Annotated in this window: 28 protein-coding genes; 26 read left to right on the top strand and 2 right to left on the bottom strand. The window is 38.2% G+C overall.

Annotated features, from left to right (window positions below; genetic code table 11):
* The first annotated feature begins 84 nt into the window (after positions 1–84).
* The 3 genes from ABLB96_RS12700 to fba all read left to right on the top strand — a co-directional run bounded on the left by ABLB96_RS12700 (position 85) and on the right by fba (position 2,796).
* On the top strand, positions 85–1,272 hold the full coding sequence (locus tag ABLB96_RS12700; RefSeq protein WP_348897183.1) for a phosphoglycerate kinase: 1,188 nt from the start codon (positions 85–87) through the stop codon (positions 1,270–1,272).
* Between the two features lie 122 nt (positions 1,273–1,394).
* A complete protein-coding gene (locus tag ABLB96_RS12695) occupies positions 1,395–1,637 on the top strand; it encodes a hypothetical protein (RefSeq protein ID WP_348897182.1) in 243 nt (80 codons plus the stop codon).
* Positions 1,638–1,758: 121 nt separating this feature from the next.
* The gene (gene fba, locus ABLB96_RS12690; protein ID WP_002121428.1) at positions 1,759–2,796 is read left to right on the top strand and encodes a class II fructose-bisphosphate aldolase; all 1,038 of its coding nucleotides are present in this window, start codon (positions 1,759–1,761) and stop codon (positions 2,794–2,796) included.
* A 123-nt stretch (positions 2,797–2,919) separates the two neighbouring features.
* Here fba and ABLB96_RS12685 read toward each other — a convergent pair whose 3' ends face one another.
* The gene (locus ABLB96_RS12685) at positions 2,920–4,230 is read right to left on the bottom strand and encodes a peptidylprolyl isomerase (RefSeq protein ID WP_348897181.1); all 1,311 of its coding nucleotides are present in this window, start codon (positions 4,228–4,230) and stop codon (positions 2,920–2,922) included.
* Entirely contained in the window at positions 4,230–6,671 is a 2,442-nt protein-coding gene (locus tag ABLB96_RS12680; protein ID WP_348897180.1) for an LPS-assembly protein LptD, read from the bottom strand. The genes ABLB96_RS12685 and ABLB96_RS12680 overlap by 1 nt, the downstream gene beginning before the upstream one ends.
* A gap of 120 nt (positions 6,672–6,791) precedes the next feature.
* Between ABLB96_RS12680 and ABLB96_RS12675 the strand changes: the two genes are divergently transcribed.
* The 23 genes from ABLB96_RS12675 (at position 6,792) to ABLB96_RS12565 (ending at position 24,763) form a co-directional block, all read left to right on the top strand.
* Positions 6,792–7,805, top strand: a complete 1,014-nt coding sequence (locus ABLB96_RS12675) for a phosphotransferase (protein WP_348897179.1) — start codon at positions 6,792–6,794, stop codon at positions 7,803–7,805.
* Entirely contained in the window at positions 7,805–8,494 is a 690-nt protein-coding gene (gene murU, locus ABLB96_RS12670; protein WP_348897178.1) for an N-acetylmuramate alpha-1-phosphate uridylyltransferase MurU, read from the top strand. Before ABLB96_RS12675 ends, murU begins: the two co-directional genes overlap by 1 nt.
* An 87-nt stretch (positions 8,495–8,581) precedes the next feature.
* Positions 8,582–9,214 carry a 16S rRNA (guanine(527)-N(7))-methyltransferase RsmG gene (gene rsmG, locus ABLB96_RS12665; protein WP_348897177.1) on the top strand — a complete coding sequence of 211 codons (633 nt, stop codon included), beginning with the start codon at positions 8,582–8,584 and terminating at the stop codon, positions 9,212–9,214.
* Between the two features lie 21 nt (positions 9,215–9,235).
* Positions 9,236–10,018 (top strand): ParA family protein, encoded by a 783-nt coding sequence (locus ABLB96_RS12660; protein WP_002050124.1) that lies wholly within the window; start codon positions 9,236–9,238, stop codon positions 10,016–10,018.
* Complete coding sequence (locus tag ABLB96_RS12655; protein ID WP_348897176.1) at positions 10,015–10,902, top strand: ParB/RepB/Spo0J family partition protein; 888 nt, start codon at positions 10,015–10,017, stop codon at positions 10,900–10,902. The genes ABLB96_RS12660 and ABLB96_RS12655 overlap by 4 nt, the downstream gene beginning before the upstream one ends.
* 49 nt (positions 10,903–10,951) lie before the next feature.
* The gene (locus ABLB96_RS12650) at positions 10,952–11,587 is read left to right on the top strand and encodes a MotA/TolQ/ExbB proton channel family protein (protein WP_348897175.1); all 636 of its coding nucleotides are present in this window, start codon (positions 10,952–10,954) and stop codon (positions 11,585–11,587) included.
* A gap of 15 nt (positions 11,588–11,602) precedes the next feature.
* Positions 11,603–12,031 carry a biopolymer transporter ExbD gene (locus tag ABLB96_RS12645; protein ID WP_348897174.1) on the top strand — a complete coding sequence of 143 codons (429 nt, stop codon included), beginning with the start codon at positions 11,603–11,605 and terminating at the stop codon, positions 12,029–12,031.
* A complete protein-coding gene (gene msbA / locus ABLB96_RS12640) occupies positions 12,028–13,755 on the top strand; it encodes a lipid A export permease/ATP-binding protein MsbA (protein ID WP_348897173.1) in 1,728 nt (575 codons plus the stop codon). Before ABLB96_RS12645 ends, msbA begins: the two co-directional genes overlap by 4 nt.
* Before the next feature lie 2 nt (positions 13,756–13,757).
* Positions 13,758–14,768, top strand: a complete 1,011-nt coding sequence (gene lpxK / locus ABLB96_RS12635) for a tetraacyldisaccharide 4'-kinase (RefSeq protein ID WP_348897172.1) — start codon at positions 13,758–13,760, stop codon at positions 14,766–14,768.
* A gap of 9 nt (positions 14,769–14,777) precedes the next feature.
* Positions 14,778–15,539 (top strand): 3-deoxy-manno-octulosonate cytidylyltransferase, encoded by a 762-nt coding sequence (gene kdsB, locus ABLB96_RS12630; protein ID WP_348897171.1) that lies wholly within the window; start codon positions 14,778–14,780, stop codon positions 15,537–15,539.
* 11 nt (positions 15,540–15,550) lie between these two features.
* Positions 15,551–16,531: a DNA polymerase III subunit delta' gene (locus ABLB96_RS12625; RefSeq protein ID WP_348897170.1), complete on the top strand. Its 981-nt coding sequence runs from the start codon at positions 15,551–15,553 to the stop codon at positions 16,529–16,531.
* An 11-nt stretch (positions 16,532–16,542) separates the two neighbouring features.
* Entirely contained in the window at positions 16,543–16,884 is a 342-nt protein-coding gene (locus ABLB96_RS12620) for a PilZ domain-containing protein (protein WP_348897169.1), read from the top strand.
* Between the two features lie 17 nt (positions 16,885–16,901).
* Positions 16,902–17,675: a TatD family hydrolase gene (locus ABLB96_RS12615; RefSeq protein WP_348897168.1), complete on the top strand. Its 774-nt coding sequence runs from the start codon at positions 16,902–16,904 to the stop codon at positions 17,673–17,675.
* A gap of 37 nt (positions 17,676–17,712) precedes the next feature.
* On the top strand, positions 17,713–18,321 hold the full coding sequence (locus ABLB96_RS12610; protein ID WP_000375838.1) for a TetR/AcrR family transcriptional regulator: 609 nt from the start codon (positions 17,713–17,715) through the stop codon (positions 18,319–18,321).
* A gap of 9 nt (positions 18,322–18,330) precedes the next feature.
* Positions 18,331–18,885, top strand: a complete 555-nt coding sequence (locus ABLB96_RS12605) for a type II secretion system protein (RefSeq protein ID WP_348897167.1) — start codon at positions 18,331–18,333, stop codon at positions 18,883–18,885.
* A complete protein-coding gene (gene gspI / locus ABLB96_RS12600; RefSeq protein ID WP_348897166.1) occupies positions 18,875–19,255 on the top strand; it encodes a type II secretion system minor pseudopilin GspI in 381 nt (126 codons plus the stop codon). Before ABLB96_RS12605 ends, gspI begins: the two co-directional genes overlap by 11 nt.
* Entirely contained in the window at positions 19,255–20,070 is an 816-nt protein-coding gene (gspJ, locus tag ABLB96_RS12595) for a type II secretion system minor pseudopilin GspJ (protein WP_348897165.1), read from the top strand. Before gspI ends, gspJ begins: the two co-directional genes overlap by 1 nt.
* Positions 20,070–21,029 carry a type II secretion system minor pseudopilin GspK gene (gspK, locus tag ABLB96_RS12590; protein ID WP_348897164.1) on the top strand — a complete coding sequence of 320 codons (960 nt, stop codon included), beginning with the start codon at positions 20,070–20,072 and terminating at the stop codon, positions 21,027–21,029. The genes gspJ and gspK overlap by 1 nt, the downstream gene beginning before the upstream one ends.
* A gap of 229 nt (positions 21,030–21,258) precedes the next feature.
* Positions 21,259–21,855, top strand: a complete 597-nt coding sequence (locus ABLB96_RS12585) for a 6-carboxytetrahydropterin synthase (protein ID WP_348897163.1) — start codon at positions 21,259–21,261, stop codon at positions 21,853–21,855.
* Positions 21,856–21,905: 50 nt separating this feature from the next.
* The gene (ung, locus tag ABLB96_RS12580) at positions 21,906–22,619 is read left to right on the top strand and encodes a uracil-DNA glycosylase (protein ID WP_348897162.1); all 714 of its coding nucleotides are present in this window, start codon (positions 21,906–21,908) and stop codon (positions 22,617–22,619) included.
* Positions 22,616–23,740 carry an enoyl-CoA hydratase/isomerase family protein gene (locus tag ABLB96_RS12575; RefSeq protein ID WP_348897161.1) on the top strand — a complete coding sequence of 375 codons (1,125 nt, stop codon included), beginning with the start codon at positions 22,616–22,618 and terminating at the stop codon, positions 23,738–23,740. The genes ung and ABLB96_RS12575 overlap by 4 nt, the downstream gene beginning before the upstream one ends.
* Before the next feature lie 8 nt (positions 23,741–23,748).
* Positions 23,749–24,252: a tRNA adenosine(34) deaminase TadA gene (tadA, locus tag ABLB96_RS12570; protein WP_348897160.1), complete on the top strand. Its 504-nt coding sequence runs from the start codon at positions 23,749–23,751 to the stop codon at positions 24,250–24,252.
* Positions 24,253–24,322: 70 nt separating this feature from the next.
* A complete protein-coding gene (locus ABLB96_RS12565; RefSeq protein WP_348897159.1) occupies positions 24,323–24,763 on the top strand; it encodes an SRPBCC family protein in 441 nt (146 codons plus the stop codon).
* The last annotated feature ends 9 nt before the right edge of the window (positions 24,764–24,772 follow it).

The following is a 24,772-nucleotide window of genomic DNA, read 5'->3' as shown; positions in this document are numbered from 1 at the left end:
ACAGCTTTTATGCAAAAAAACTAACCTTTTTTGATGTAATCATTTAAAATTGGCGCGTTTTTAAAATCATAAAGAGAGCTTTACATGAATTTTCAGCGCATGACTGACCTTAATTTAGAAGGTAAACGTGTACTTATTCGTGAAGATTTAAACGTTCCCGTTAAAAATGGCGTAATTACCAGCGATGCTCGTTTACGTGCAGCACTTCCAACAATAAAAGCTGCTTTAGAAAAAGGCGCTGCTGTAATGGTATTTTCGCATTTAGGTCGTCCTGTGGAAGGTGAGCCAAAGCCTGAACAGTCGCTTGCTCCAGTTGCGGCATACTTAACTGAAGCATTAGGTCAAGAAGTTAAATTGTTGACTGATTACCTTGATGGTGTGGACGTTCAAGCAGGACAAGTGGTTTTACTTGAAAATGTTCGTTTTAACTCTGGCGAAAAGAAAAATAATCCTGAACTTGCACAAAAATATGCTGCTTTATGCGATGTGTTTGTCATGGATGCTTTTGGTACTGCTCACCGAGCTGAAGCTTCTACAGAAGGTGTGGCACGCTTTGCTCCTGTAGCTGCTGCTGGTCCATTATTGGCTGCTGAATTAGATGCGCTTGGCCGTGCAATGCAAACACCTGAGAAGCCAATGGTGGCTATTGTTGCAGGTTCTAAAGTTTCAACAAAACTTGATGTTTTAAATTCATTATCTAGTATTTGTGATCAACTTATCGTTGGTGGCGGTATTGCAAATACCTTCTTGGCGGCTGCAGGTTACAACGTTGGTAAATCTTTGTACGAAGCTGACTTGGTTGAAACTGCAAAACAAATTGCGGCTAAAGTAAGTGTTCCACTTCCAACAGATGTTGTTGTAGCTGATGCTTCTCAAATTAACTTTGAAGATTTCTTGGGTTCTTTAGCAGCAGCGCAAGCAGTTGTTAAAAAAGTTGAAGACGTAACATCAAACGATATGATTTTAGATGTAGGTCCAGATACAGCTAAAGCATTTGCAAATATTTTAACTACTTCAAAAACAATTCTTTGGAATGGTCCAGTTGGTGTATTTGAAGTTGATCAATTTGGCGAAGGGACTAAAGCACTTTCTCTTGCAGTGGCTCAATCTGATGCATTCTCAATTGCTGGCGGTGGAGATACTTTAGCTGCGATTGATAAATATAATGTTGCTGATCAAATTGGCTATATTTCAACAGGCGGTGGTGCATTCCTTGAATTTGTTGAAGGAAAAACCTTACCGGCAGTTGCTGTTCTTTTAGAACGTGCATAATACTTATATGTAAAAATAAGAAGGGGTTGAGTTCAACCCCTTTTTTCATGGATAAGTCATTAAATTGTCATATTTCTGAAATAAAATAATGAGCACTAAATCACCAATTGTGGAAAATAGTGATGAATTTAAAACTTACCCTTGCTGCTTTGTTAATTGCTCCCATTATGTTGACTGCTTGTGCTAAGAAAGAAGAGTCAGGTAAAGCAGGCCAAGATGCGGCATCTACAGCGGTTTCTGATAAAGTAACTCCTGAACAGCAAGCTACGATTGATTCGCTTGATAAGCCAGTTTTAGATGAAAAGAATACAGATGTGGTTGAAGGTAGTGCGTCTAGCGAGGCCGCTACTTCAGAAACTCATTAATTTGTTGTATTTTGTTAAAAAGTCCCTGCAAATGCAGGGATTTTTTTTGAAATACTGTGATTTGTTGCTGAATTGAAATAAATGACAAGGTAGAATAAGCCGCACTACCTGGGAGGATATTATGGCACTCATTTCAATGCGCCAGCTCTTGGATCACGCTGCGGAACATAACTACGGCGTACCAGCATTTAACGTAAATAACTTAGAACAAATGCGTGCAATTATGCTTGCCGCAGATGCAACCAATTCACCTGTAATTGTTCAGGCATCGGCTGGAGCTCGCAAATATGCAGGCGCTCCATTTTTGCGCCATCTTATTTTGGCTGCAATTGAGGAATGGCCGCATATTCCAGTGGTAATGCATCAAGACCACGGAACAAGCCCTGATATCTGTCAGCGTTCAATTCAGCTTGGCTTTAGCTCAGTGATGATGGACGGTTCACTAGGTACAGATGGTAAAACACCTACATCGTACGAATACAATGTTGATGTAACTCGTAATGTTGTTGCTTTAGCGCATGCATGTGGTGTTTCTGTTGAAGGTGAAATTGGCTGTTTAGGTAGCCTTGAAACTGGCATGGCTGGTGAAGAAGATGGTGTCGGTGCTGAAGGTGTACTTGATCACTCACAACTTCTTACTTCTGTTGAAGAAGCGACTCAATTTGTTGCTGATACTAATGTAGATGCATTGGCGATTGCTGTAGGTACTTCACATGGTGCTTACAAATTCACTCGTCCACCTACAGGCGATATCTTAGCAATTGATCGTATCAAAGAAATTCATGCGGCATTGCCAAACACTCATCTTGTAATGCATGGTTCAAGCTCTGTACCACAAGAATGGTTGAAAGTAATCAATGAGTTTGGCGGTGATATTAAAGAAACTTATGGTGTGCCTGTTGAACAGCTTGTAGAAGCAATTAAACATGGTGTACGTAAGATTAATATCGATACAGACTTACGTTTAGCATCTACTGGTGCAATTCGTCAGTTTATGGCTGAAAATCCGGCAGAATTTGATCCACGTAAATACTTCGCTAAAACAGTGGATTCAATGAAGCAAATTTGTATCGATCGTTATGAAGCTTTTGGTACAGCGGGTAATGCTGACAAGATCCGTCCAATTTCTCTAGAGAAAATGGTTGATCGTTATAAATAATTCCCGTTAGGGTTTAATTTAAAAAAAACCGGTTATTTAGTAAATAACCGGTTTTTTTATTAAGTGAATTTTATTTATAAAAAAACCTGTAATAAACACAGGTTTTGATAATAAAGACTTAACTTATTTCTGTAAGTTCTTCTTGTCGAGGCTTGGGTCTTTAATTTCTACATAAGCATTGGCGCGTACTTCACGTAACCAACTATCAATTTCAGTGTTAAATTGACGTTCGCCTAAGATTTGACGTGCCATACGCTCTTGATATTCATGTGTCATATCTTTTTCGCGCTTGTCTGTTACTTGTAGAATATGCCATCCAAATTGAGTTTGGAAAGGTTCACTAATTTGACCTACAGGAATTTCCTGCATTTTTTTATCAAACTCAGGGACCATCATACCTGGTGTAACCCATCCTAAACTACCGCCGTCGCGCGCTGATCCAGTATCGTTTGAATAAGTCGCTGCAAGTGTTGCAAAATCTTGACCAGCCTTTAATCGCTTGTAAATGCTATCAATAATTTGTTTCGCATTTTCAGGACTTACCACTTCAGATGGTTGAATAAGAATATGGCGAGTTTGATATTGCGGTACAAGTGCTTTTTGTTCATTTTGCTTGCGTTCTAAAAGTTTTAGAACATGAACGCCATCACGCACTGAGATTAAATCAGTGGTTTGACCATCTTGCAGTGGGGTAATACGAGCTGCGAGTTCAGCTGGAATATCAGAAAGAGGACGGAACCCCATATCTGCACCTTCAACTTTTACAGTAGCAGTTGAAAGTTTTTTAAGAGCATTTAAATCATTGCTTTGAGCAAGTTTTGAACGAACTTCTTTTGCTACATTTTGAACTTCTTGAGGGTTGTCACCCGCAATTCGCATATGAATTACATGTGCTTGATTGCCTAAAGCAGCTTGTCCTTGTGGTGATTTTAAGAAGTTATCGACATCTTGATCACTGATTTTAATGCGAGACATAACTTGTTGCTGACGCAGACGATTAATTGCTAAATCCTCAGCAATACGACTACGTAAGCTTTCATAAGTTCCCGGTGCAATTGCATCTAATTTTTGTTGAAAGGCTTCTAAGCTTTTACTACCAGATTGACTCGCTACTTTAAGTACCGCTTCATTTAAACTTTTTTCATCAGGTTTAATACCATAGCGTTTTACTTGTTCAAGTTGAGCTTGACGTAAAATCAGTTGGTCTAAAACCTGAAATTGTAGGTATTGTTGAGGTGGGACTTCTTTTTTTTGTGCTTGCAATTCGTGGGCAGCTTCTGCCATTCCTTGCTCAAGATCGCTTTTTAAAATTACGCTATTGTCCACAATTGCCACAACTTCATCACTGGGTTGGGCAAAACTATGCATTGATGAAGATATTAATACAGCAAGGGTTGTTGCTTTAAAAAACTGTTTAAGATGCTTTGTCTTCATTAACGTTGTGTCCAAGATTGATTAATTTTGTTAAAACCTAACACGCGATTTTCAAGTAAAGATGCGAGTTTATTGTTTAAACCACCTAAACCTTTGAGTGTAATTTCAGCCATGATCGCACGTTTTTCGCTAACATTTGAAGCTTTCGGATCATCTAGATCGTTATAGTAAGAACGACCGTAGACTGAGACACCCCAACAGCATGATTCGTAGTTAACACCGAGTAAAATTTCACGGGCAACATCATTGTCGATGTCATATTGTACGTGGCCCATAATACGCCAATTGTCTTTAATTGGTTGTATAAACGATGCAACAACTTGATCGTAAGCATCTTGACGGCCAGCAATGTCTTTACGGTAGAAGTAGCCTAAGTTATATAAGTTGCCTTTGTCACCTGTATAGTAAACCTGGAAGTCTCGCTGAGCATTATCACCGTTTGACATCCAAGCCGAATTGGCTGCAATAGTAAAGTTTTGGTTGAGTTGGCTTGTTAAGCTTACCACTGGCCCTGTATTGCGTTCTGTATCAATTTCATCTTGTTCGTTTAATGTAACGCGGCGGTCTTCAAAGTAATAACTTTGGCCTACACTTGCACGTAAGCGTTCTAAGCCTACAGTATCAAATAAACTATAGCTTACACCAAGTGATAAGAAGTTGTTGTCTTCAAGGCGGTCATGCCCGTAGAAGCGGTAAGGGTTAAATAATTGATCGTAATTAACGGATGCTGAAGTTGAGTCAAAGTTTGGATAGCCGTTTTGGTTTTTGTAAGGAGCATATGCATAAAATGCACGAGGGGTAATTGTCTGAAGATATTTACCTTCTCGTTCAAAAGTTAGGCCGGTATCCAAAGTAAACTGAGGTACAACGACTGATTTAGATTCTGAGCTAGCATCTAGACCTTGTGAGGCGATACTATCTTTATCATAGAATGTTTGGATAGAACGTACAGATACTTCTGGAATAACAAAAGCCGCTGGTGTCCGATAGTTATAACGTGTTGCGAACTGGTTATAAATACGGGTACCGCTACTTTCTTGAGCAGAACCATCATTAATTGATTTTTTGAAGTATGCCGTATCGTTATTAAATTCGTATTGTAAACCTAATGGGTTACCAGTCACATAATTTAATAAGAACTGTGGTAAGCGCGCATAAGGTTTATTTGCATCCTTGACTAGAGGGTCAAGCGTTTGGAAATCTTCAACTTTAAGCTGAGCTTTTAAGCCTGGAATACCGTGTTGATAGTTAAGTTCCCAAGCTCTACGTAAGTTAAGATCTGTCTTAGAGTTAGGACTATTGTCTAGGTCTGCAAAATAGTCTTTATCCGATGCATAGCGATATTCAAGGTTGGTAGACCACTGATCGTTAATATCCCAGTTATGAAGGAAATTGAAGTTTTTACGATCTTTGTCATCATATTTTTTATCAGATGGAAGTAAGCCACCCCAGATTTGGCCTGAACCGAAGCCGTCAGTTAAATATCTAAAAGACCCTTGGAACATGGCACCACGGTCAGCTAAATAACGTGGAGTAATCGTTGCATCGTAATTAGGTGCGAGGTTTAAGTAAACCGGTACTGAAAGTTCAACACCACCATCGTTTGAGAATCCAAACTGGGGGGTAAGAATGCCTGTGGTTCGTCGGTCATCAATTGGGAAATTGAAATACGGAACGGCTATAACAGGAACATCTTTAACATAGATTTTTGTTCCGCGTGTAACACCGCGACCAGTTTCCTGATTCAGCTCAATTTTATTCGCTTGGATTTTCCATGCTGGTTTTTGACCTGGTGGACAGGTGGTATATGTCGCATCGTTAAGAACCATCACATTTGGAGAGGTTTTTTCGATTTTTCCAGCATGACCATGAGCATGCTGTTGTTCAGCAATATAAAAACTATTGTCTAAATTACCAGTCTGAGTTTTTAGATTGTAATCAATTTCGTCACTTTGAGAGAGTAAGCCCCCTTGAGCTAACTGTACTCGACCTTGTGCATGGGCAAATGTTTGAGTTTTATCGATGGTGACTTTATCGGCGCGAACAGTACGGCCTTCTTGGTCTATCACCACATTTCCTTGTAACACAGAGTCGCCAGCAGGGTTGTAGTGACCATAATCAGCAGTTACAACTGAAGAGGTTTTATCTGCATCTAACGCTTTAGTTTCAGGATTAATGGGTGTAATCCAAGTTCCTTGACAAAATGCTGAACTCAAATATTTATTATTGCGCAACTGCGCCTCAGGTGCGGATTTATCAACATAATACTGTTGAAAGAATTCCTGCCCTGGATAGGCTTCCTTAATACTCGCCTTAAGTTGATTATTGTCTATGTTGGAGACAACATCAGCTGACTCAGCATAACTTGATTGTATGGAGCCACTACATAAGAGCGTAAAAATAGCGGTCGCTAAAGGATTAAATTTAAACTGATGCTTCATTGTCTCATTAACCAAGTATGCTAATTCACAATTAATTATTGTCGCATCATAGAGAAAAAGTTTATAAGTGGCTACACTTAACCCTTCAAAAATCTCAGCTTGTTTTAGATTTTATTGCAAATGAATACACAACGTGAACAATTGATACATACATGGCTTACATCTGTTCTTGAAAATGATCAATTTCAGATCGCTTATTTAGCTGGGGATGCAAGCTTTCGCCGATATGCTCGCATCCAGTTACAAAACAAAACGTATATGCTTATGGATGCGCCTCCTGAAAAAGAAGACTGTGTTCCATTTGTAACTATTGATGAGTTTTTTGCAGGTAATGGAGTTCGAGTACCTCAGATTATTGCAAAAGATTTGACCCAGGGTTTTCTCTTGTTAGAAGACTTTGGCGATGTGCTGTTGTCGACATTGCTAAATGATGCAACAGTTGATCAATACTATGAACAAAGCTTTAAACAGCTAACTCATTTGCAATCAATTAATGGTACTGATCATTTCCCGGCATATTCTTATGAAAAGCTAGTGTCAGAAATGCAGTTATTAACGGATTGGATGCTACCATCACTTGATATCCATCCGACGGCTGAGCAAAAGAAAATCATTGATAACGCCTTTGAGTTTTTAGCTCAAGCAGCGTTGGCTCAACCTCAAGTTATTGTGCATCGTGATTTTCATAGCCGTAACTTAATGAAAATTGAAAATGAACTAGAGCTTGGAGTAATTGACTTCCAAGATGCTGTTATTGGTGCTGATACATATGACTTAATTTCGATTACTCGTGATGCATATGTGCAGTGGAATGCTGAGCATGTATATCAGTGGTTCAAAGTCTTCTATGAGTTGTTGCCAGAGTCAGCTAAACAAAATCGAAGTTTTGATCAATTTAAACGTGATGCTGATTTAATGGCGATTCAACGTCATATTAAAATTTTAGGTATCTTCGTTCGTTTATTTGTACGAGATGGTAAATCTGGCTATTTGAAAGATTTACCACGAGTGATGTGGTATTTACTTGAAGAAAGCCGTGGTTACGCTGAACTTGATGACTTCATGATGTTCATTCGTAATTCAGTTATGCCTAAATTTATTGAAAAATATGGCCCCTATGAGGTGGCAGCATAATGAAAGCAATGATTCTTGCCGCTGGCTTGGGTAATCGTATGCGTCCGCTCACGCTATATACACCAAAGCCTTTGCTTGAGGTGGGCGGTAAACCGCTTATCGTGTGGCATATTGAAAAACTGAAGAAAATTGGTGTGACTGAAATAGTCATCAATTCTGCATGGTTGGCTGACAAACTTATCAGTAGCTTAGGAGATGGTTCTCAATTTGGTGTGGACATCCGTTGGACACGAGAAGAAGAAGGGCTAGAAACAGCTGGTGGAATTATTAATGCTTTACCACTGCTTGGGACCGATCCGTTTATTCTGGTGAACGGAGATGTATGGACCACAATGGATTTTGAAGCTCTACGAGATATTAAGCTAACTGATGATTTAGCTCATCTCGTGTTGGTTGATAATCCTACCCAGCATCCTAACGGCGACTTTACGTTATTGGATGGACGTGCTTTTACATTCGATCAAGATATGAAAGGTGAGAACCTCACTTTTAGTGGTGTGTCTGTTATCCATCCTAAGCTTTTTGATGGGTTGGAATCTGGTAAACGTCCATTAGCCCCACTATTGAAGCAAGCAATGCAAAATCAAAAGATATCCGCTGAAAAACTTCAGGGTGCATGGGTCGATGTGGGAACGCCAGAGCGCTTAATGGAGCTGGATTTACAAATTCGTGAAGGCTTCTACGATTAACTGCGTAATCGCTAATCGTTAAATAGTGTTCCACGATGCATAAATGGGTATACTTTGTTTTAAATTTTACTTAGATGTTATCTGTTTATGCATCCGTTTTTTCAAGAGTTACAACAGGGTAGTCGAAAATTAGGTTTATCGCTTAGCGATGAAACTTTGACTTTATTGTTGAAGTATCAAGATGCTTTGGTACTTTGGAACAAGGCTTATAATCTAACAGCGATTCGTGATCCGAAAGAAATGTTAGTGAAGCATTTGTTAGATAGCCTAAGTATTTTGAAAGATTTACCAGCTGGACGTTTACTCGATGTAGGCACTGGGGGCGGTATGCCGGGCATGATCATTGCATTATGTCAGCCAGAGCGCTCTTGTGTATTGCTTGATTCAAATGGTAAAAAAATTCGTTTTTTGAAACAGTTTATTGCTGACCTTAAGCTTAAAAACGTAGTGGCTGTACAAACACGCGTTGAAAATCAAGATACAATTGATGAGCTTGGTCAATTTGATGTAATAACAAGTCGTGCATTCGCATCACTCACTGATTTTGTTGATGCTGCACGTCCATATTTACATGAGCAGAGTATAATTGCTGCGATGAAAGGACTGATTCCAGTTGAAGAAATGGAAGAGCTTAAGCAGGAATTTTCATGTAAAGTGGTTGAACTGCATGTACCAAGACTTGATGAACAACGTCATTTACTTTTACTTCAACGAATTTAAATAAAAAGTATTAGGGTTACCATGGCTCAAATTATTGCGATTGCAAACCAAAAGGGTGGTGTTGGTAAAACAACGACTGCAGTAAATCTTGCAGCGTCACTGGCTGTATTAAAAAAACGTGTGTTGCTTGTCGATATAGATTCGCAAGGTAATGCCACGATGGGGTCTGGTATTCAAAAGAATGATCTACTTTACTCAATCACAGATGTTTTATTGGGTGAAGTGCCAATCGAAACTGCAATTCAAAAGGCAGAGGTTGGATACAAGGTTTTGGGTTCAAATCGTGAATTGTCTGGTGTCGAACTGGCTATTGCAGAACAAGAAGGCCGTGAGTTTATTTTAAAGAATGCTTTGAACGAAATTAGAAATTCATTTGACTACATTATCGTTGACTGCGCACCTAGCTTAAGTTTGATTACAGTGAATGCTCTAGCAGCGGTAGATAGCGTGATTATTCCGATGCAATGTGAGTACTATGCATTGGAAGGTTTAGCAGATTTAACTCAAACCATCGATCGTATTCAAAAAGCATTAAATCCTGATTTGGAAATTATTGGTGTTTTGCGCACCATGTATGATGCGCGTAATGCTTTAACGCGTGATGTATCTGCTGAGTTAGAGCAGTATTTTGGTAAAAAGCTCTACGATACTGTGATTCCACGTAATGTTCGATTGGCAGAAGCACCAGCACACGGTTTACCTGTAATCTATTTTGAAAAAAGTTCAAAGGGTGCAGTTGCATATTTAAATCTTGCAGCTGAGATGTTAAAGAAAAGTAAAGTAAAGAAAGGAAGTAAAGTATGAGCATCAAAAAACGCGGATTGGCGAAAGGACGTGGTTTAGATGCATTACTTGGTTCAATTCAAAAAGAAAAATTACAACTCGAAGCTCAGGCACTTGATCATGGGCAATTAAAGCAAATTGATGTGAATCTGTTGAAACGAGGTGAATATCAACCACGTCGTTTTATTCATGAGCATGATTTACAAGAATTGGCATCCTCTATTGAAAAACATGGGGTAATGCAGCCAATTGTTATTCGCCCTGTAGATGATGAAGCACATCCTTACGAAATTATTGCTGGTGAGCGTCGTTGGCGTGCAGCGCAAATTGCTGGTTTAACTGAAATCCCGGCAATTGTTCGTGATTTAAATGACCAGGTTGCTATTGCTTTAGCACTGATTGAAAACATTCAGCGTCAAGATTTAAACCCGATTGATCAAGCCTTGGCATTACAGCGCTTCCATGATGAATTTGGTTTAAGTCATCAAGAAATTGCTGAGACTGTAGGTAAAGCAAGAACTACGGTTAGTAACTTGTTGCGTCTATTGAGCTTAGCTGATGACATCAAAGATTTCATGCAGCAAGGTCAGCTTGATATGGGGCATGCACGCGCCATACTGACTTTAAAAGGTAAAGAGCAGCTTGAAGTTGCCAAAATTGTTATTGAAAAAGGACTGTCTGTTCGTCAAACCGAGCAATTAGTGCGCGATTGGAATGAACCTAAGCAGGAAAAGGAAAAAGCTGCTGTTGCACCAGATATTGAGCAATTGACACAGAAATTATCTGAACGTTTTGGTGCCAATGTTAAAATTGATCATAACCAGAAAGGTAAAGGTAAGCTTGTTATTCATTATCACTCACTTGATGAGTTAGATGGTATTTTGAATATTTGTTTACCAGAGTAATTCTAAGTTAGGTCATATATTTCTAATTTATATTCTTGGGGAAGAAAATATGTGGGAACTTGTGAAAGCGGGCGGCTGGTTAATGCTGCCTTTAATTTTGTGTTCAATTTTAACGGTTGCTATTAGCATTGAGCGTTTTATAAGGTTACGACGCTCACAAGTTTTACCTAAAGATCTTATGAGTGATGGCACTGCTGATATTTCTCACATCATGACCTACTTAGAGCAAAATGCTAATGCAGAAAGTACTGCATTAGGAAATATCCTAAAAGCTGGTTTTGAACATCAGGAACATGGTGAGCTATTTGCTCGGGCTCAAATGGAGGCAATGGCTTCTCAAGAAATTTCTTATTTAGAAAAAAATATTAACTTTTTGGGAACTTTAAGTGCGATTGCCCCTTTGTTAGGCCTACTCGGAACAATTGTTGGAATTATTGAATCTTTTCTTGTCATCGATTTTGGTTCGGCAGGTAGTCCAAGTTTAATGATCCCTGGTATTTCTAAAGCTCTAATTACAACAGCAGTGGGAATGCTCATTGCAATTCCTGCGCTGATTTCCTATCGTTATTTTCAAAGAGTGGTTCAAAATTATATTGCTGAGCTAGAACAGCAATCTACACTCTTTCATGCATCATTGTTCTACAAGCGCTCACCAACAGCGCAAGAACAGCGCCGTGTTGGTTAATGGGTAGATGCCAATATGAAGTTTAAACGTTCTCAAGTTGAAGACATTCATATCAATTTAACGCCCATGATTGACTGTTTGTTGTTCATTCTGGTGTTTTTATTGTTATCTACCACTTTTAATCAGCCAAGTCGCATCAATTTAACATTACCAGATGCGCAAGGTGTCCCACCAAAACAGTACGATCATAAAATTGAAGTCGTGGTAGACTCTAGCGGTCATTACGCCGTAAATGGTCAGGCATTATCTTCTAAAGATGTGGCTGATTTGAGTACTGCAATTAAGCAAGCTGCTCAAGAGCGACGAGATTTTATGTTTATCATTGCTGCTGATGCTAAAGCGTCTCATCAGGATGTTATTCGTGTTATGGATGTAGCAGGACAACTCGGTTTTGTTAACATCAATATTAGTACCAAAGTTCCTTCTAGAGGTTTTTCTGAGTGAATCAAGATTTTAAGGTTTATTTACGTCTCATATCCTATTTAAAACCTTATTGGGGCGTGGCCTTATTAGTTCTTATCGGATTCGGTATGAACTCAGCAACAGAAGTTTCTGTTGCTAAACTCATTAAATTTATTATTGATGCCATACAAAATTCGAGTAGAGCGGATCTGGATTGGTTTCCTGCACTAATTATTTTGTTAGTTTTTTTCCGTGGTCTCGGTCTATTCATGGGCGGCTACTATACTGCCGTAATCTCACGTAGTTTGGTTTTTAGTATTCGCCAAGAGGTGTATGCAAAACTTCTAAGACTACCTGCTCAATATTATCTCGATAACTCTTCGGGACATATTACAGCCAAAATTATGTATAACGTTGAACAACTGACAGCTGCTTCATCGGAGTCGTTAAAAACGATTATTCGAGACGGCATGATTACGTTGGGATTGTTAGGTTATTTGTTTTACACAAATTGGCGTTTAACCATTTGTATTATGGTGTTCTTACCTATTATTGGTATTTTGGTACGTAAGGCATCAAAAAGAATGCGTAAACTTTCGCTACAAGTTCAAGACACTATGGGTGATGTTAACCATGTAGTGCAAGAAAGTATTGGTGGTAGTGCAGTTGTTAAAAGTTTTGCTGGTGAAGAAGCAGAGCAAGAGCGTTTTTATAAGTCATCTGAAGAGAACTTAAAACGCGGTTTAAAAATGGTTATTGTGCAAAACCTAAATAGCCCTGTTGTTCAAGTTGTAATGGCATGTGCAATGGCTTTAATTGTATGGTTAGCTTTAAGACCACAAATTTTAGGGAATACAAGTGCTGGTGAGTTCGTAGCATATATCACGGCAGCGGGTTTACTTTCTAAACCTGTTAAAAACTTAACGGACATTAATGAGAAGTTGCAACGTGGTTTAGCAGCAGCTCATTCAGTTTTTGAATTATTAGATTTACCAGAAGAAGAAAATAGCGGGCAGCTTAAGCCTCAGTTACATGGTGCAATTCGTTTTGACCATGTTGTGCTGAACTATGCCGATGGTACTCAAGCCATTAAAGATTTTTCTTTAGATATTCGTCCTGGTGAAACGGTTGCATTAGTTGGCCGATCTGGTGCTGGTAAAACCTCTTTAGTGAATATGCTAGTACGTTTTCAGGAAGTATCAAGTGGCCAAATTTATTTAGATGATTTGCCTATACGTGATATAGAGCTTTCGAGTTTGCGTACACAAATTGCGATGGTAAATCAGCAAGTTGTTTTATTTAACCGAACTGTACGTGAAAATATTGCTTATGGTCAGTTACATGACGCGAGCGATGAAGAGGTAGTTGCAGCAGCAAAAGCCGCTTATGCTCATGACTTTATTATGAATTTACCAAACGGGTATGATACTCTCCTCGGTGCTCAAGGTCTAAATCTATCAGGTGGTCAACGTCAACGTATCGCCATTGCTCGTGCGATTTTGAAAAATGCACCAATTCTTATTTTAGATGAAGCGACAAGTGCGCTTGATAATGAATCTGAGCATTTTATTCAGCAAGCATTTGATGAGGCGATGCAAGACCGTACAACAATTGTGATTGCCCATCGTTTATCAACTATTGAAAATGCAGATCGTATTGTTGTGTTGGATCGCGGACAAATTGTTGAACAAGGTACTCACCAAGAATTACTTGCTAAGCATGGTGCTTATTATCAATTACATCAGCGTAATTTTGAGGACAACTAAGCATGTCTTTAGCCCAGCTCATACAAAATGCATGGAATAAACAATCAAATTGGTTGATTGTTCTGCGTCCATTGTCATGTTTGTATCGTGCTGGGTTCTTATTAAATCATCATTTTTATACTGCAGGTTTAAAGAAAGTTTATAATGCACCTGTACCGGTTATGGTGATTGGCAATATTACTGTGGGTGGTAGTGGCAAAACCCCGTTATTAATAGAACTGGTTAATTACTTAAAACTGCACAATGTAAAAGTAGGGGTCATTAGTCGGGGCTATGGTGGAACTGGTCCTTTTCCTATGCTAGTAACATCAGCGAGTCAGGCTATTGAAGCAGGAGATGAGCCTGCTTTAATCGTACAGTCGACAGGTGTGCCTATGGCAGTGGGGCCAAATAGACAAGCGGCGATTGAGTTATTACTAGCATCTAACAAATTAGATTTAATTATTAGTGATGATGGGTTGCAGCATTGGGCATTAGGTCGTCAAATAGAATGGATCGTGCTTGATCAAAATCGTGGACTTGGAAATGGTAAGTTATTACCAGAAGGCTATTTGCGTGAACCTGCTGAGCGTTTAAAAGCTGGTACAGTAATCGAACATGCATTTGCACCATCAACAGCAATGCATATGCATCTTGAAGCAGGGCAACCTTATTTACTAAATCCATCTTCGACAAATGAATTATTATTTAATACTCAAAATAATTACCATGCAGTAGTAGGTATTGGTTTTCCTCAACGTTTTTATCAAACACTTAAAGACTTAGGAGTAAAACAATTTCAAGAGCATGCTTTTCGGGATCATCATGACTACAGTATCGGTGATCTCATTTTTAATGATGGTTTGCCTATTATTACGACTGAAAAGGATGCGGTTAAGTTGTTGCCGTTACTCGAAAAACATCCAGAATTTAAACGGTCTATTTGGGTCGTACCTGTTAAAGCTGTTTTGTCTAAAGAATGCTATCAGGTTTTAAACCAGCAATTGCAAAAGCTTGATATTGAAATATCTTAGGAAGAAAAAATGAAACACATCGTTATTCCAGCACGCTTCTCAAGTTCGCGTTTGCCAGGTAAGCCATTGTTACTTATTCATGATCGCCCTATGATTTTGCGCGTGGTAGATCAAGCAAAGAAAGTTGAAGGTTTTGATGACTTATGTGTGGCGACAGATGATAAACGCATTTTTGACATATGCCATGCAGAAGGAATTGATGTTGTTTTAACAAGTGCCGATCATCCATCGGGTACTGACCGTTTAAGTGAGGTAGCTCGTATTAAGGGGTGGGCTGCTGATGACATTATTGTAAATGTACAAGGTGATGAACCTCTACTACCAGCTCAACTTGTACAACAGGTGGCAAAACTTTTACTAGATAAGCCAGATTGCTCAATGTCTACATTGTGTGAGCCTATTCATGCGCTAGATGAGTTTCAGCGTGATAGCATCGTAAAAGTAGTTATGTCCAAATATAATGAGGCTTTATATTTTAGTCGTGCAACGATTCCTTATGACAGAGATGGTGCTCAACAAGCTGAATCATCTTTGCATACACAAGCATTTCGTCATTTAGGTTTATATGCTTATCGAGTGAATTTGTTACAAGAATATGTTACATGGGAAATGGGTAATCTTGAAAAGTTAGAAAGCCTTGAACAATTACGTGTTTTAGAAAATGGACACCGTATTGCAATCGCGGTAGCAGAAGCGAATTTGCCACCAGGTGTTGATACTCAAGCGGATCTTGATCGTTTAAATAATATGCCCGTTGAATGTTTTGAGTAAGCGTTAATTTAATGAATCAGAATGTGACTTCTAAAATTTATCCATGGCAACAAACAATATGGGAAACGTTAACAACACGTTTTCCTAATATTGGGCATGGTTTACTCTTTTATGGTAAACAAGGCTGTGGTAAGCACGCTTTTGCCAAGCATTTTTTAGCATGGGTGCTATGTTTAAATAAACAGCCAAATGGTGCGTGTGGCGAGTGCAGTAGCTGTCAGTGGTTAAAATCGGATACTCATCCGAACTACGTCCATATCACGACAGATGAAGAAAATAAAAAACAAAATGCAAAAATTAAAATAGAAAAAATTCGTGATTTATTACCCTTTGTTCAGCAAACTGGTGAAGGTTGGCGTGTTATTGTGATTGAGCCGGCTGAAGCTTTAAATCTTGCATCATCAAATGCTTTATTAAAAACTTTAGAAGAGCCGGGTGAGCGTGTTGTTTTAATTCTACTCGCCGATCACTATCTAAAATTACCAGCAACCATTCGAAGTCGCTTACAGCATTTTGCTTTAGATCGTATTTCATATGAACAAGCCACTACTTATCTTAATGAACATCTAACTGAAATTGCGTCTGTATCGCCTGAACTATTATTAGGACTTTCTAATGATATGCCTTTGCAAGCAGTTGAAATTGCAACAAGTGATTGGTTTGTCAAAAGGCAGCTCTTTTTAGATGATTGGGCCAAAGTAGTAAATCAAAAAAATATGCCTTTATTTTATTCGGCTAAATGGCAGAAAGAGCTGAACTTTAGTGATTTTATGATGCTTTTTGAATACTTGTTAGGGGATTTAATTTGTGTCAAGCTCAATCAACCACAAAAAAATATCGATTTACAGTTCGATCAATTAGCAGAAAACTACAAGTTAGAAAGTTTATTCAGTCTGTATGAGGAATTGCAGCAATCTAAAAAATTAGTTGAGCAAAATGTACAAACACAACTCATCGTCGATCAACTTTTTATAAAATTAATGAATGTTTAAGGGGAAATTCAATGCAACCACAAATGGGTGGAATTATTCAGGTTAATATTCCTGATAGAGCAACCTTACAAGCAAGTTATATGGGATACGTTCAGGGTGGTGGCTTGTTCGTACCATCGAAACAAAAAGTGAAAATGGGTCAGGAAATTTTTATCTTGGCAACCTTACCTGAACAATCACAAAAAATTCCTTTAACTGGTAAAGTGGTGTGGATTTCCCATAAACAAAGCGGTTTTAAACCTCAAGGGTTTGCAATTCAATTAAGTGGAGATAAAGGTATTTACTATAAAGCTGAGGTTGAACGGATTTTAGCTGGTAGTATGTCTTTAGATCGTCCAAGTTATACCATGTAAGCAGATAGGAAATAATAGTGTTTGTTGATACCCATTGCCATTTAACCATGTTGGATTTAACACCATATAACGGTGATTTAGATCTTGCACTTGCTGCTGCACGATCTGAAGGCGTGTCTAAGTTTATGGCAATTTCCGTTGATCTTGATGACCATATTACTTTAGCTGAAATAGCAAAGCGTCATAAAGATGTTGGGTATACAGTAGGTGTGCATCCATGTGAAGATGTTGACACCATGGCTCGAGCAACAACTGAATATTTGACTGAATTAGCTCAATCAAAAAAAGTGTGGGCACTAGGTGAAACAGGACTGGATTATTACCACAGTACTGATTTTATTAGTGAGCAAAAAGCTTGTTTTGCTCGACATATTCAAGCATCTAAAAATGTAAAAAAACCAGTTGTTGTTCATACACGTTCAGCAAAACATGATACGGTTGATATTATTCGAGCTGAACAATCTACACATGGGATTTTGCACTGTTTTACTGAAGACTGGGAAACAGCGAAAGCTGTATTGGACTGCGGCTACTACATCTCCTTTTCAGGGATTGTTTCATTTAAAAATGCTCAAGATTTAAGAGATGTTGCTAAGCAAGTACCTTTAGACAGACTTTTGATTGAAACTGATAGTCCTTATTTGGCTCCAGTGCCATATCGTAGTAAAACAAACGAACCAAAATATGTACCCTATGTAGCGAAAGCACTTAGTGATGTATATGATAAATCGGTTGAGGAGATTGCAAGAATTACCTCGCAAAATTTTGAAAATTTACTCAAAGCGATTTAACTTATAGAAACTATATAAAGAGAGAAATTGCGTGAAGATGGACCGTCAAGCTCAGTTCCGAGCAAGAGAAGCGTTAATATTTCAGGTTGCGGAACAGTTGTTGTTAGAAAATGGCGAAGCCGGAATGACACTTGATGTGTTGGCTGCTGAGCTTGATTTGGCAAAAGGTACTCTGTACAAGCATTTTCAAAGCAAAGATGAACTGTACATGTTGTTGATTATTCGTAATGAACGGATGTTACTCGAAATGGTTCAAGACACTGAAAAAGCCTTTCCAGAACATTTGGCTTTTTTTATGCTGCATCATTTGCACCATCCGGAACGGACTGTGTTATTTCACCAAATCGAAGAAAAGCTTTCTATTACAGCACAAGGTGTACATCATCTTTTTAATGAACTATACCAAGTACGAAAGCAGCGCTTACGTATCATTATTCGTATGACTGATCATTATTTGGAATCCATCCAAAGTCATATGACTACACGAGATTACTTGGCTTCAATTTGGTCGCTTACCCACGGAGCTGCAGCGATTTTAAATTCAAGTTTTTATCAACGTTATTTAGGTTCAAGAGATACTTTACGAGTCGCCTATATTGATCAGGCACTTGCCTTACCCAAACAAGCAGTTGAACAATACGCTTAATAGGTCGATATGAAATCGAAACTATCTATTCAATCGCAAAAAGGCTTTACCCTCATTGAAGTAATGGTAGTCATTGTGATTATGACCATTATGACTTCTCTTGTTGTGTTGAATATTGGTGGGATAGACCAAAAAAAGGCAATGCAAGCGAGGGAGTTATTTCTACTCGATTTGCAGAAAATTAATAAAGAGTCGCTTGATCAATCGCGTGTATTGGCCTTAGAAACCCATGGTGAGACAGATGTCTCACCATTTTCTTATGAATTATATGAGTATCACGATCAAAGCACCTTACAAGTGCAAGATATAAAAAATCGCTGGCAAAAATATACTGAGTTTAAAACACGTCAACTTCCTTCTCATGTATCTTTTACGGTGCAACCATTAGATAATCAGAATTATTCTAAGGCGAAAAATGCAGATTTAATTGGTGAGCAAACTCCTCAATTAATTTGGCTTGGTAATGGCGAAGCCAAGACGGTCAAAATACAATTTTATTTAGAACAAAAACCGATTGGTTCAGAAATACAAATAGATCATTTGGGTAAAATAAATGAAATCTAAAGGCTTTACCCTATTGGAGGTTATGGTCGCTCTAGCAATCTTTGCAGTAGCAGCTGTAGCCTTAACTAAAGTGGCAATGCAATATACTCAATCTACTTCAAATGCGATTTTACGGACCAAAGCACAGTTTGTTGCTATGAATGAAGTCGCTATGATGGAAATTAATCAAGAATGGTTACAAGGCACTCAAAGTAAACAGGTAACCTCTCAGGGGGAAACTTGGCAAATTGATAAATCAGCTGAATCTACTATTAGTCCAAATGTTCAAAAAGTTGATTTGCAAATTAGTTTATATGATCAGGATAAGGGAAAAGTACAAAGTGGTATTACTCATATGGTCTTTTTTAATTATCCAGTGAAAGCGAAATAATGATAAAAAATAAAAATGTTCGCACTCAGGACGTAGCTGCTCGTCTTGCGGCACGATCGGATGGTGTGGCGACTAATTACTTCGAGCATAGCTCTTCGTCTTGCGCTCCGACAAAGCTTCGCTTTAAAGGCTCTCACTCTCGAAGCATAGCTTCTCATCTTGCGGCACGATCGAGCAGTGCTCGATTAGCTCGTGCCTCAGGATTTACTTTAGTCGAGTTATTAGTAGCGATTGCTATCTTTGCAATTTTATCTTTATTGGGATGGAAAATTTTCGATTATTTGCTCAAAGTACGTGATCGTAATGCTGAACATGAAGTGCATTTATTTGAATTACAAGATGCTTATCAACAAATTCTACGAGATACATTGCAAATTATTCCCTTATCGGCAAATCAAGGTGGACAACTTCATCCTGCTTTAGAAATTGATAATCAAATTCTGCGTTTTAGTAAGGCAGGTGTAACTGATCCTTTAAAACAAGGGTTATCACCATTTGAAAGAATTGAATATCGTTATGATGCAGACCAGAAAAAACTATATCGACTTAAATATAGTAATTTAAATACTTCGAATAGAGAGCAGCCTTTATCGAGTACGCTACTAAGTCAAGTCGAACAATATCACATTATGGTTTTGACTCCGCAGGAAGTAACCAAATGGCCTGAAGTGAATATTGATCCAACTAAACCCAATGAGTTAAAAAAATTACCGAAAGGAATAAAAATTCAAATTACGGTGGCGGGGGTAAGTTATGAATGGATTTACAGTTTAAACCAAGGTGATTTATCACTTTCCCAGTCAGGTGGGACATAATGGCGATTTCTTATAAGCATCAAAGTGGTGTTGCTTTACTAACCATACTTATTATGGTGGCCTTGGCTACAATTTTGGCTGCGTCTATAGCTAAGCATCAAAATAACACTATGGAAAATACAGCTTACCTAATGCGCCAAAATCAATCTTTGCTCTATGCAAAAAGTGCGGAAGCTTTTTTTTCTGAATTGCTTATTCAAGATGCAAATAATGCAGGTGGAGTGGATCATTTAAAAGAAACATGGGCGCAACCTATGCCACCGTTTCCAGTTGAAGATGGTTCTGTTTCAGGGCGTTTACTGGATGAGTCAGGAAAATTTAATTTAAATAATTTGACCACCGCAGAAGGTATTGTAAATGAAGGTGCTAAAAGTTGGTTTGAGCGGTTGCTGGTACGTGTAGGACTACCACCAGAATTAAGTCAAGCTGTGATTGATTGGCAAGATCCAAATGATGAACCAGTTGGACCAATGGGAGCGGAAAGTAGTTATTATGAAGGCTTAGATCCAAGCTATATGGCTGCTAATACTAAATTTCATAGTATTGAAGAGTTAAAACTGGTTAGAGGTTTTGAAGGTAAAAAATATGATCAGATTGCCCCATATATTTCTGCTTTGCCCGAGACGACAAAATTAAATATTAATACTGCCTCACCATTAGTCTTGGCGAGTATTGATGAAAAACTGGATATTGGATCTATAGAAAAAGAATTGCAGTCACGCCAACAAAATTTAAAGTTCTTCCAAAATGCTGATGAATTATGGCAGTTGAATGCTTTTTCAGCAGTTGATAGTGAAAAGAAAAAACAGGTAAGCAGGTTTATTGATGTTAAATCCAACTTCTTTCAAGCTCAGATTGAAGTTGTTCTAAACAATAGAAAACGACAGTTTACCAGTGCGTTAATGCGTAAAGATAAGCAGGTATATGTCTATTCAAGAAGCTTATCACCATTTAACTAAATAAATTTATTGATATTTTTAATAAGTCTGTAATACTTGAAACTTATTAATGGAAAGGATAGGGTCATATTTCTCTAAAGGTCATATTTAAAGCAAAAAACAATATCTTCAAAATTTCTTCACAAGTCATGTCATACTTTTTGCTAATTGTTTCTATTTGAAAAGTGATGCGAAGTTTTTATCTTTTGCTTTATAATAATGTTCTTAGAAGGAATGATCGATTTGGCACATGTTAATTCGTAAGTTATTTAAGTTTGAAAATGCACACGTTGTACGTAACTGTACATCGGATCGTTGTAAGCGATCTATTCATGGGCATAGTTATAAAGTCGAGTTATTACTTAAAGCTTCGAAATTAGATCATGGACAAATGGTATATGATTTTGGACTATTAAAAGGCGTAATTAAGGACCTTTTTGATAGTTTTGATCATGCGATTTGTTTCTGGGAAAAAGATGATCCACAATATATCGATGCTTGTAAGACTTTTAGTGCACGTTGGATTTCTTTACCAGTGTCTCCATCTGCCGAGCAGTTTTCCCGAATCTTCTTCTATTTAGCTCAGCAAGTATTACAATCAACCGTCACTCAAAATGGGGAAGGCGATGTTGAAGTCTATTCAGTTATTGTTCATGAAACAGATACTGGATATGCACAAAGTTTTCTTGAAGATATTCAAAATGAACAAATGGGTTTGTTAAGCCTTGATGAAATAATTTTCTCAGAACAAGTCCAGTCAGAATGGACTGATCGACAAATGTATGAAAATTTAAAACAAGGGCTTAAATTTCAAAATCCACATGTTAACTTACAAGTAGAAGTGTAAGTTAACTTCTTTTTATTCGTAGAAATGAAAATTGATCTAGGATGACATTAATGCAATTAACTGAGCAACAGCAAGACAAACTCAGTAAAGTTCAATTAGAAGAAAGCTGGAAAAGATCATTAACGCCATTTTTGCTGAGTCCTTATATGGATAGTTTGCGAGACTTCTTGTTTCAGCAGAAACAGGCTCAAAAAACAATATATCCTCCAAGCAAACAAATTTTCAGTGCTTTAAATATTACACCATTGGAACATGTGAAAGTCGTTATTTTAGGTCAAGATCCATATCATGGCCCTAATCAGGCGAATGGTTTAAGTTTCTCTGTGCAAAAAGGAATTGCATTACCACCGTCTTTACGTAATATTTTTCATGAACTAAACACAGATTTAGGTGTACCAGTTTCGCGTCATGGTGATTTAACCAAATGGGCCGAACAAGGTGTGCTCTTGTTAAACAGCGTACTTACTGTAGAAGCTGGACAACCGACCTCACATCAAAAACAAGGTTGGGAAGAGTTTACTGATGCAGTAATCGATGTTTTGAATGAAGAGCGAGAACACATAGTTTTTATTTTATGGGGTGCTTATGCGCAACGTAAAGGACAACGTATAAACAGAGAAAAACACTTAGTTTTAACAGCTGCACATCCATCACCACTTGCGGCTAATCGTGGTGGTTTCTTCGGATGTAAAGTATTTTCAAAAACGAACCAATATTTGAAACAACATGGCATTGAGCCCATAGACTGGCAATTGGACGCATGATGAACTCTCCCAATGTAAATAGCTATCATCCGGATCTGGTAGTTGAAGAAGCAAAGAATGGTTGGCGTATTGTACGTTTGAATCGACCTAAATCATTACATGCTTTAGATGAATCAATCGTAACGGCTTTATTAAAAGTATTTGAAGACTTCCGTGATGATGAGCGAGTAAAAGCAATTTGGTTGGATTCAACCACACCAAAAGCTTTTTGTGCAGGCGGAGATGTACGCAAATTACGTCAACTGGTAATTAATCAGGAAGTAGAAACAGCAAATAAGTTTTTCCAGCAAGAATATGCTTTGGATTTACTTCTGCACAACTATGCTAAACCAGTTGTGGTGTGGGGTGAAGGTTATGTAATGGGTGGTGGTTTAGGCTTGTTTATGGCTGCACCTTTCCGTTTAGTTACGCCGTATTCACGTTTAGCAATGCCTGAAATTAACATTGGTTTATATCCAGATGTTGGAGCAAGCCGTTTTCTTGCTGACCGCGGACAAATTGGTTTATTTACTGGTTTGACTGGCTCGATTATGACTGCTGCTGGGGCATATAGCATTGGTTGGGCGACACATATTTGTGAAGCGCAACGTGATAATGTTCTACAAAAAGTACTCAATATTAATTGGGCACATTATCCTGCAGGTGATTTCCGCGCGATTGACGATACTTTAAATAGTTTGCATCGCCCGGTTGCAGCTGGACCATTACAAAATTCGTTAGATGTTATTCATAGTGTTTGCCGTGGTTCAAGCTTTGAGCAAGATTATCAAGCAATTGTAAGCTTACGTGATGCAAGTAGTGATTGGTTACGTCAAGCCAGCGAAAACTTGCAAAAGGGTTCACCGAGCACAGCAGCAATTACTTGGTTGTTATGGCAATGGGGTAAGCAAGTTCATTCTTGGGATGAAGTTTTTGACTTAGAAGCACAAATTTCTGAATGGAAAATTCGTCACCCTGATTTCGTAGAAGGTGTACGTGCTCGTTTGGTTGATAAAGATTTATCACCAGAATGGAAGGCATGCGAAGACCTTACATTAAGAGGCATTTTAGCAAATGATCCTCCACTAACATCTATTGATAGCTGGAATGCATTACTCAGACAATATGGTGTAGTGTCATAATAAATTAAATGACTAAATTTAGTGATGAATATTGGATGCAGCTTGCTTACGAGCAAGCTGAATTAGCAGCCGAACAGGGAGAAATTCCTGTTGGAGCTGTAATTGTTAGTCAAAATAAGCTAATTGGAGCTGGTTTTAATGCTCCTATTGGTTTGTCTGACCCTACGGCTCATGCAGAAATTCAAGCTATTCGTTCTGCTTGCCAATTATTGCAAAATTATCGTTTACCTGAAGATGCAACTTTGTACGTTACGCTTGAGCCTTGCACAATGTGTGTAGGTGCATTAGTACATGCAAGAATTAAACATATTGTATTTGGTACAACAGAGCCTAAAGCAGGTTCACTCGTAAGTGCACGTCAATTATTAGAAAATGGCTATTACAACCACAAATTTACTTTTGAGCATGGATGCTTACATGAAAAATGTGCTCAACAGTTAAGTCTTTTCTTTAAACAAAGACGTGAACAAAAGAAACAAGAGAAGCAACAAAAAACGTCCTTAAATGATTAAAAAGTGTCATCGTGTTATGGCAAACTAACGCCGTTTCATTGACATGATTTTATTTAAATAAGGAATTTTCATGCGTAATGTCATCAGCATACAAAAAGAATTTAATGCTCCGCTTGGCGATGTATTTAACCTACTTTCTAAACACGCAACTTATAATAAGGCTTTTGCACCACTACAAGTTGTGCGTGTGAAAGACTCGGCAGACCCTGAAAGACCAGATGGAGTAGGCTCTGTTCGCCGTATGGGCTTTGGTGTGATTAAACCTCTTAAAGAAGAAATTACTCATCTTGAGGAAAATAAGTGCATTGAATATAAATTGATTGATAATCCTTTAGTTAAACATCATTTAGGTCGTATCGAGTTTTCTGAAATTACCCCTTATATTACCTTGGTTACTTATCGGATCGAATTGACTGCAAAAGCTCCTGTTGTAAGTAAATTAATTCTTGCACAGCTAAAACTAGCGATTACACTAGGCTTTTCGAGATTAGCTAAAGCATTTGCTTCTTAGTGAGAGTTC

The sequence above is a fragment of the Acinetobacter sp. XH1741 genome (assembly GCF_041021895.1).
GTDB lineage: Bacteria > Pseudomonadota > Gammaproteobacteria > Pseudomonadales > Moraxellaceae > Acinetobacter.
This window is presented reverse-complemented; position numbering and strand designations above follow the sequence as displayed.